This window comes from Thalassobacter sp., assembly GCF_982993085.1.
Genome location: NZ_CEZFMW010000131.1, coordinates 1 through 9,221 on the forward strand (window position 1 = coordinate 1; position 9,221 = coordinate 9,221).

Here is a 9,221-nt window from a genome sequence, read left to right on the forward strand (position 1 = left end):
AGCAAGCCATTCACGCAGCATTGGCCCAAGCCAACGCACGCCGCCATGAACTGGCAACACTAGAACACCTTCTTCTGGCCCTGCTGGAAGAACCGGACGCGACAAAGGTCATGAAAGCCTGCGGCGTAGATCTGGATGCGCTTCGCGTCACGCTAGAAGAGTTCATCGAAGATGAGCTTTCGACCCTCGTGACCGAGGTCGATGGATCAGAGGCTGTGCCCACCGCAGCCTTCCAGCGCGTTATCCAGCGCGCAGCGATCCATGTCCAATCATCCGGCCGGACAGAGGTCACGGGCGCCAACGTGCTCGTCGCAATCTTCGCGGAGCGCGAGTCGAACGCCGCCTACTTCCTGCAAGAGCAGGACATGACGCGCTACGATGCAGTGAACTTCATCGCCCACGGTGTCGCCAAAGACCCCAATTTTGGCGAAGCGCGCCCCGTACAGGGGTCGGACTTCGAAGATGACGCCTCGGTAGAGCCGCAGGATAACGGCCCGAACCCCAGTGAAAACAAAGAATCTGCTCTCGCGAAATATTGTGTGGACCTGAACAAGAAGGCCACCAAAGGCGATGTAGATCCGCTGATCGGTCGCGATAGCGAAGTAGAGCGGTGTATCCAAGTTCTTTGCCGCCGTCGGAAGAACAACCCCCTGTTGGTTGGCGATCCCGGCGTTGGCAAAACAGCCATTGCCGAAGGATTGGCCTATAAGATCATCTCCGGACAGACGCCCGAAGTGCTATCAGGTGCCACGATTTACTCGCTCGACATGGGCGCGCTGCTTGCAGGCACGCGTTATCGCGGTGACTTTGAGGAGCGGCTCAAGGCAGTGATGACAGAGATGGAGGATCACCCAGACGCGGTGCTCTTTATCGACGAAATCCACACTGTAATTGGCGCTGGTGCTACCTCTGGCGGTGCGATGGACGCATCAAACCTGCTGAAACCTGCCCTGCAAGGTGGCAAGCTACGGTGCATGGGTTCCACAACCTACAAAGAGTTCCGCCAGCATTTTGAAAAGGATCGTGCGCTGAGCCGTCGGTTCCAGAAAATTGACGTGAATGAACCTTCGGTCGAAGACGCGGTGAAAATCCTCAAAGGGCTGAAGCCTTACTTTGAGGATCACCACGCGATCAAATACACCTCTGAAGCGATCAAGACAGCAGTTGAGCTGTCCGCCCGCTATATCAATGATCGCAAACTGCCCGACAAAGCGATTGACGTGATTGATGAGGCCGGTGCGGCGCAGCATCTTGTTGCATCGACCAAACGTCGCAAGACGATCGGCGCTAAAGAGATTGAGGCGGTTGTGGCTAAAATTGCGCGCATCCCACCGAAAAACGTCTCCAAAGACGATGCGGAAGTGCTTCGTGACCTTGAGGCATCGCTCAAGCGCGTTGTGTTCGGCCAAGACCCCGCGATTGACGCTCTGTCGTCCGCGATCAAGCTGGCCCGTGCAGGGCTGCGCGAGCCAGAAAAGCCCATTGGCAACTATCTCTTCGCCGGCCCAACAGGTGTAGGGAAAACCGAGGTTGCCAAGCAGCTGGCCGATACACTTGGCGTGGAGATGCTGCGGTTTGACATGTCCGAGTACATGGAAAAACACGCGGTTTCACGGCTCATCGGCGCGCCTCCCGGCTATGTGGGGTTTGACCAAGGCGGTATGCTAACGGACGGCGTGGATCAGCATCCGCACTGTGTTCTTCTGCTCGATGAGATGGAGAAAGCACACCCAGACGTCTACAACATCCTCTTGCAGGTGATGGATCACGGTAAGCTGACGGACCACAACGGACGCACAGTTGATTTCCGTAATGTAATCTTGATCATGACCTCGAACGCGGGTGCTGCTGAACAAGCCAAAGAGGCTATCGGCTTCGGGCGTGATCGCCGCACCGGTGAGGATCAAGCCGCGATTGAGCGGACATTTACGCCCGAATTCCGCAACCGGCTTGACGCTGTGATTTCTTTCGCACCGCTTGGCCGCGAAGTGATCCTGCAAGTGGTTGAAAAGTTTGTGCTCCAGCTGGAGGCACAGCTTATGGATCGCGGTGTCAGCATCGAGCTTACGCGCGCCGCCGCTGAGTGGATCGCCGAAGAAGGCTATGATGACAAGATGGGTGCACGTCCTCTCGGCCGCGTTATCCAAGAGCACATCAAGAAACCGCTCGCAGAAGAACTGCTGTTTGGCAAACTCGCCAAGGGCGGTGTGGTGCAAGTGGGCATCAAAGACGGCAAACTGGACTTGCGGACGTTTGAGCCCGGCGCACTGTCCTTGAAGCCAAAGAAAAAGCCGCCACTTCTTACGGCAGATTGATCGCCTCTCATTGAGCTGACCAGATATACCGCCGCGCCCTCACAGGTGCGGCGGTTTTCTTTTGACCCATACACGCCGGCGAAATCGACACATCTGCACGCAGCTATTTTTCAGTAAACTTCAATTCAATTCGACGGTTCTGCGCCCGAGCCAAGGCGGTATCAGCGGAATTCACTGGCTGGTACTCACCAAATCCGTTTGCGGACAAACGCTCCGGCGGCAGGCCCAATTGGTTCACCATATACAGGACGACTGATAGGGCACGCGCTTGGCTAAGCTCCCAGTTGTTTGCAAATGACGCACCAGCACTCAACGGCACGTTGTCAGTATGACCATCCACCTGCAACACCCAATCAATGCCAACAGGAATATCGCCTGCAATCCCTTGCAGCAGTTCCGCGACCTTCGCGATTTCAGCCCGCCCCGAGGGCGAAAGTAGATCAGACCCCGGTGCAAAAAGAACCTCAGACGAAAAGACGAACCGATCGCCTACGATCTGAACACCGTCCTGTCCCTCAAGCAAATCCCGTAGTTGTCCAAAAAACTCGGAGCGAAAACGCTCCAAATCCTGCGCTTCAGCCTCCAGCCGCTGCCGCTCCGCTTCCTCAAGATCGGCACGGCGCCGCTGTTCGGCAGCAACCTGCGCCAACGCGGCGTTTAGATCAGACCCAAGGCTTTCCAACTGAACCTGTGCCGCCTCATCCCGCGCGCGCGCCTCATCCAGTATTGACTGAAGCGCGCCTAGCTGGCTCCGCAAAGCGCTGACTTGTTGGTTCAAAAGTGCAGCCTCTCGCTGCGCATCTAGCGCGTCCGCTTCTGTCTGGTTCAGCGCCGCATCACGTTCCAACAACCGACGCTGAGCCTCTGCCAGCAATACCGCCTGCGCATCAGCCGCACTCAAGGCCTCACGGCTTTGTTGCTCCGTCGCGAGTTTTTCGGCGAGGGCCGCGGCCAATTGCGCCCGAAGTTCAGCCGTCTTTTGTGCAGCATCCGCTTGCGATTGCTCCGCATCAGCAAAGCGATCCAATGCCCGTTCTAGCTGCGCACGCAGATCATTCTCTTGGCCCAAGGCCTCTGCCCGCAGTGCTTCTTGGTCCAGTAATGCTGCTGCCAACTGCGCGGTCAAATCCTCTTGGGCTGTCTCTGATGCGGCCAACAAAGTCAGCGTCTCTTCGGCCGCTTGCCTCTGCTCCTCCAACGCGAGGGTCATGGCCGTCAATTCCGCATCTGCATCCCTCAAGCGGTCTCGTAGCGCTTGCGCGGCAGCCGCTTCCGCCAACCGCGCCGCTTCCTCATCGCTTAGGGCTTCCTCAGTTTGCGCTAGGCTCGTGGCATTTGCCGTAGCCTCAGCCCGAAGGTCGGCGACCAAAGCCTCTAACGCTTCACGCCGCGCCGCATCAAGCCGGGCAGCTTCAGCCTGCGCATCCACCTCGGTACGGACCTGCGCCAAGGCCAACTGCAGCGCCTCACGTTCATCAATCACGCGCGCGACCTCGGCCTCAGAGGTTTCTAGGGCACCAGACAATCGATCCCGATCGGCCAAAAGCCATGCAACTTGCGCTTCAAAGCTCGCAATTTGTGTCGACAATTCCTGCGCTTCACCCTGCAAAACCAAGATCGCCTCGGCTTGTGCTGCCGTCATCGCGTTGGCCGCCGAAAGCGTCACTGCCAGTTCGCTGGCCTGTTCCTCCAACTCAAAGGCGCGCTGCTGTTCCAGCCCAAGTGCCCGCGCAAGTGACGCCACCTGCGTCCCCAGCGCATCTAATTCCGTGTCCTGATCCGCGATGCGTTGCGACAGAATGAATTGCACGATCATAAAGATCGACAACACAAACATGAGCACCAACAAAAGCGCGGTCATCGCATCCACGAAACCCGGCCAAACGTTGGCAGTAAATCGTTGTCCGTTGCGTCGGTGAAACGCCATGCTCTACTCGGACCGACTGTCCGGCGCCTGCGCCGACGACGCGATGCGGTTCAATTGTCGGATAGCGCGGGTTAGCGACCCGATATCGCCACGCAAATCATCCATTGATGCCTGCCGACCCGATGCCATTTCTTCGAAAATCTTGAGCAATTGCACATCAATCGACCGAATGCGCATGCGGCTTTCGGCGTCCAAGCCGCCTTCACCACCGCCAGATCCCTGCAAAACGGCCACGATGTTATCCTGCCCTTCGGCCACCCGCTCCAGCGCGCGGGCGTTTGCGCCCCCGCTTTCGACTGTTGATGACATCGTAGAAACGGCAGCCGCCAATGCCGCAAGCCGATCCTCAGTCGCGGAACGGCCTGCCTCAGCCCGTTGGAACATCTCCTGCAGGCTTTCCATCTGATAATTCATATGATCCAGAACTGCCGCGAGCGAGTATTGATCTATCGTCTCTTCACCATCTTGGCCGACAAACCCAACGCGTGTGATCGTGCTGAGCCAATCCTCCATTTCTCGGTAAAAGCGGTTTTGGCCATGACCTGCAAACAATTCCAAAAGGCCAACCACAAGAGATCCCGCAAGCCCTAAGAGTGACGACGCAAACGCCGTGCCCATCCCGGCCAACTGATCCTCAAGCCCGCCGATCAAACGGGTAAAGACGGCCACCCCACCCTCATCCTCGCTTGGGTTGAGCGACCGAATGGTGTCGACCACAGCAGGCACCGTCGTGGCCAAGCCGTAGAATGTGCCCAAAAGGCCCAGAAAAATCAGCATGTTCACAATGAACCGCGTTATATCGCGGGCCTCTTCCATGCGCGCGCCGACCGAGTCAAGGATGGAACGTGCCGAGCTTGGGGCCATCTGCGTCCGGGCCCCTCGTTCGCGCAACAACCCCGAGAGGGGTAGCAAAAGCGAGGGCGCCTTCGTCAGATCATGCCCCGCCCGCTGGATCGCAAATCCCTCAATCCAAGCGACCGATGAAAACAGCTGAAACACTTGGGCAAAGCACGCCATCACGCCAATAAAGAACACAAAAATAATTGTGCCGTTCAGCCAAGGGCTGGCAGAAAAAATAGGCGCCATCGCAGGATAGGCCATGTACACGCCCGCTCCTGTAGCCGCCAAAATGACAAGCATTTGCACGATCTGCCGGATCGGTTGAGAGAACTGCGTTCGCGCTTTTTTCATGTCCGGTCTCATCCCGGTATCCCCTTTAGGCCTGTGGTGGGGCACATCGCAGAAACCCTACCTGCGCAAGCCCAGAGTGCCAATGGGGAAAGGTTAACCGCTCGTTAGCGTTTTTACCCGACCATATAGCCAATCCAGATCTGCATCCGGCAGGCCCAAATCGTTAATATGTTTGGCTGTATTGAACAGGTATTCCGTATTCGGGCCACGTCCGCCAACGGCTCTTGCAATCACTTGCGCCTGTCGTTCGAGGCTCAGATCACCGCAATACTGAACGTGATCACGGTTAATGACATAGCACACAGCTGACACGCGACGGCCATCGCGCAGGGTGATATCATGCCATTCTTCTAAGTATGCCGATGAAACCAATTCACGCTCGCGCAGGTACTCTAACGCGGCCTCAGGTTCTGCCGCGCGAAAGGCGACGCCATCACAAAACGTCTCAGCCGCATCTAATGCAAGAACAAGGCCCGGGTCATTTTCCGTGCCACGGTGGTGGATGGACCACATGCAAAATGAGCGGTGAAACCCCTCAAGTCGGGCGATCTCTTGCTCAGAAACCGTAAACCCCGGATCCCAGATCAGCGAGCCGTAGCCAAATACCCAAAGTGTGTCCATCGCTCCGGCTCCCTTGCATCTGACGGCCACATAACGACAGTAGGCTCATAAGAAAAGGGGGCGCTATGAAACGCTTAGGATGGTTAGTCTTGGCTTGCGCAGTTGCATGGAGCGGCTGGTGGTACGCGAATGCGGTTGCGATCGACAGGGTGCTAAGCACGTGGTTAGACGACCGCCGCGCCGAAGGATGGGCTGCCGACGTTCAGAACTTGAACACCGCAGGCTTTCCCATGCAGTTGGCTACAACGCTGCAAGACCTCCGCCTCGCGGACCCTGCGACGGGTGTGGCATGGCACGTTCCATCCATCACACTGACCCGTCCCATCTTTGGCCCAACCGATATCACCGTCGGTCTGCCGCCTGAGCATATTCTATCAAGCCCCTTCGTAAATCTTACGATCACCAGCCAAACCAGCACCGCGCGCCTATCTGTGGCTCCTACCCCCAACCTAACGGTTTGGGACAGCCAGGTTACACTTGAGGATTTCACCATCGCCTCATCCCTCGGCTGGGCCAGCCGTATCGGCAGCGCGGAAATCTCAACCACACAAGGCGTTGAGCCTTTGTCACACGTGATCCGCGCCGACCTGACAGAGGTCGCGCCCGGCGGCCCGATCCTACAACTGCTCGATCCTGCAAACCTGCTGCCCGACAGCATGCAATCCATGCAGATCGACGCCACCGCCACCTTTGACAAAGCCTGGGACATCACTGCGTTGGAGGATCGACGCCCCCAGCCTCGCGCTATCGACCTGCAGACCATTGACATGCAGTGGGGTGAGATTGAGGTGCGGCTTGCCGGCGCGCTGACGATTGACACAAACGGCGTGCCCGAGGGCGATGTCGCTGTTCAGATCGTAAAATGGGAGGCGTTGTTGGAGCTGCTACAATCCAACGGCGTGCTGCCCAAGCAGATCAACGCCTTTGCCTTGCGCGCAGTCGAAAGCTTGGCACAGGCCAGCGGTCGGCCGGATACGCTTGATGCCACGCTGACGCTGGCGGGCGGCTTTATCCGGTTTGGGCTGATCCCGCTGGGGCCAGCGCCACGGCTCGTGATCCGTTAGTCACAGCACTTAAACACAGCGCCAATCGACTAAGACGACGACTTGGGCCGGCGTCCAAAGTCGGGCGCATCAGTGTCTTGTCCCGCCTCAATAATGCCGCGCCTAATCTCTCGCGTACGGGTGAAAAAGCTGTGCAGATGCTCCCCATCGCCCGTGCGAATGGCACGTTGCAGAGCAAAAAGCTCTTCGGTGAAACGACCCAAGATTTCGAGCGTCGCGTCCTTGTTTGACAAGAAAACATCGCGCCACATTGTCGGGTCGCTTGCAGCAATTCGGGTGAAATCCCGAAAACCAGCGGCGGAGTATTTGATGACTTCGCTGTCGGTCACCCTACGCAAATCATCTGCAACTCCGACCATTGTGTACGCGATCAGATGCGGTGCATGCGATGTCACCGCCAGCACCAGATCGTGGTGATTGGCGTCCATGCTTTCAACGAACGATCCCATGCCTTCCCAAAGCGCACGCAGCTTCGCTTCGGCCTCGGGGTCGCCGTCTTCAAGCGGTGTTAGCAGGGTCCAACGGGCATCAAACAACTCGGGAAAGCCAGCGCGCGGGCCCGAATGTTCAGTCCCCGCAATCGGGTGACCCGGCACAAAATGCACGCCTTCGGGCAGATGCGGGCCAACCGCGTCAATCACCGCTTGCTTAACCGATCCCACATCCGTGACCGTGGCACCCGGCGCGAGATGCGGGCTGATTTCGGCCGCAACCGTCGCCATCGCGCCCACGGGCACGCACAAAACCACCAAATCCGCCCCCGCGACGGCCTCTGCCACAGTATCAACGATACGGTCGCACAATCCAATCTCTCGTGCCGTTTCACGTGTCTGCGCGGAGCGCGCTGTGCCCACGGTTTCGCCCGCAAGGCCACCACGACGGATCGCCAGCGACATAGACCCCGCGATTAGGCCCAGCCCAATCAGTGCAACGCGTTGATAAATCATGCCTGTGTGTCCCGAAAACTGCGCAGCGCGGCAAGCGTGCGGGTCACGCCCGGTTCATCGCCGACGGTGATCCGCAGGGCCGCGGGCAGACCATAGCCCGACACGCGCCGCACCAAAATGCCCAAGCCGCGCAGGTGCGCGTCTGCCGCCGCAGCCTCATCACTGTCGGCAAAACGCGCTAGCACAAAATTCGCCTCTGACCGGTCCGAAGGCAGGTTCAACGCGTCCAGCCCAGCGACCAGTTTCGCCCGAAGCCGCGTATTTTCAGATTTGCACCAATCTTGGTACTCGGTGTCAAGTATCGCGGCTTCAGCCGCCGCAAGGCCAACATGGCTAAGGTTAAACGGCCCGCGAATACGGTTGAGCGTATCGACAACCTCTTGGGCGCCATAGCCCCAACCCACACGCAGCCCACCCAGCCCGTGCAGTTTGGAAAACGTGCGCGTCATAAAGACATTCGGCATCTCTGTGGCCAGCGCCGCGCCGCCGTCATAGTCCTCTACGAACTCGGCATAGGCGCCATCAACGACCAACATGCAGCCATCCGGCAGGCCACGCGCAAGGCGACGCAGGTCATTGCCACCAATCATCGTGCCCGTTGGGTTGTTCGGGTTCGCAATGAACACGAGCCGCGTTTTGTCGGTCACACCGGCAAGAATAGCGTCAACGTCGGCGGTGCGGTTCGTCTCTTCTACTACAACAGGCGTGGCACCAGCCGCACGCGCGCTGATGGCATACATCGCAAAGCCGTGTTCCGTGTGGATGACTTCATCACCCGGCCCGGCAAAGGCTTGGCACAGAAACGCGATGATCTCGTCGCTCCCCGCACCGCAAATGATACGCGCAGGATCCAGATCATAGGTCGCGCCGATGGCGTCACGCAGACTGGCGTGGTCCGTGTTCGGATATACGTGCAGCTTGGTCGCAGCCTGCGCGGCAGCGGCCAGCGCCTTGGGCGACGCGCCAAACGGGTTCTCGTTTGAGCTAAGCTTGATCACATCCGAGACGCCCTCCACATGGGAAGCGCCGCCGACGTAAAGGTCGATGTCCATAATTCCGGGCTGCGGCTGGGGCGCTTGGGGCATTGTCGGTATCCCTTGGAGATGAGGTTATTGCGGGTTTAGCGAGCCGCGCGGGCCTTGGAAAGGGCACGCAG

The 9,221-nt window shown here is 58.4% G+C and carries 7 protein-coding genes; 2 read left to right on the top strand and 5 right to left on the bottom strand.

All coding sequences use genetic code 11. The features are described from left to right. On the top strand, window positions 1-2,315 hold a 2,315-nt coding region (gene clpA / locus AC4GMC_RS15720), incomplete at its 5' end, for an ATP-dependent Clp protease ATP-binding subunit ClpA (RefSeq protein WP_487877075.1). A 103-nt stretch (window positions 2,316-2,418) separates the two neighbouring features. Here clpA and AC4GMC_RS15725 read toward each other — a convergent pair. The 3 genes from AC4GMC_RS15725 to AC4GMC_RS15735 all read right to left on the bottom strand — a co-directional run bounded on the left by AC4GMC_RS15725 (window position 2,419) and on the right by AC4GMC_RS15735 (window position 6,054). Continuing rightward, on the bottom strand, window positions 2,419-4,242 hold the full coding sequence (locus AC4GMC_RS15725) for a peptidoglycan -binding protein (protein ID WP_487877074.1): 1,824 nt from the start codon (window positions 4,240-4,242) through the stop codon (window positions 2,419-2,421). 3 nt (window positions 4,243-4,245) lie between these two features. Beyond that, window positions 4,246-5,433 (bottom strand): biopolymer transporter ExbB, encoded by a 1,188-nt coding sequence (locus tag AC4GMC_RS15730; RefSeq protein ID WP_487877073.1) that lies wholly within the window; start codon window positions 5,431-5,433, stop codon window positions 4,246-4,248. 93 nt (window positions 5,434-5,526) lie between these two features. Continuing rightward, entirely contained in the window at window positions 5,527-6,054 is a 528-nt protein-coding gene (locus AC4GMC_RS15735; RefSeq protein ID WP_487877072.1) for a gamma-glutamylcyclotransferase, read from the bottom strand. Between the two features lie 65 nt (window positions 6,055-6,119). Here AC4GMC_RS15735 and AC4GMC_RS15740 point away from each other — a divergent pair, with 65 nt between their 5' ends. After that, complete coding sequence (locus AC4GMC_RS15740) at window positions 6,120-7,118, top strand: DUF2125 domain-containing protein (protein WP_487877071.1); 999 nt, start codon at window positions 6,120-6,122, stop codon at window positions 7,116-7,118. A 29-nt stretch (window positions 7,119-7,147) separates the two neighbouring features. Here the strand turns inward: AC4GMC_RS15740 and AC4GMC_RS15745 are convergent, their stop codons facing one another. After that, window positions 7,148-8,065 (bottom strand): prephenate/arogenate dehydrogenase family protein, encoded by a 918-nt coding sequence (locus AC4GMC_RS15745; protein ID WP_487877070.1) that lies wholly within the window; start codon window positions 8,063-8,065, stop codon window positions 7,148-7,150. After that, on the bottom strand, window positions 8,062-9,150 hold the full coding sequence (hisC, locus tag AC4GMC_RS15750; RefSeq protein WP_487877069.1) for a histidinol-phosphate transaminase: 1,089 nt from the start codon (window positions 9,148-9,150) through the stop codon (window positions 8,062-8,064). The genes AC4GMC_RS15745 and hisC overlap by 4 nt, the downstream gene beginning before the upstream one ends. Window positions 9,151-9,221 lie beyond the last annotated feature (71 nt).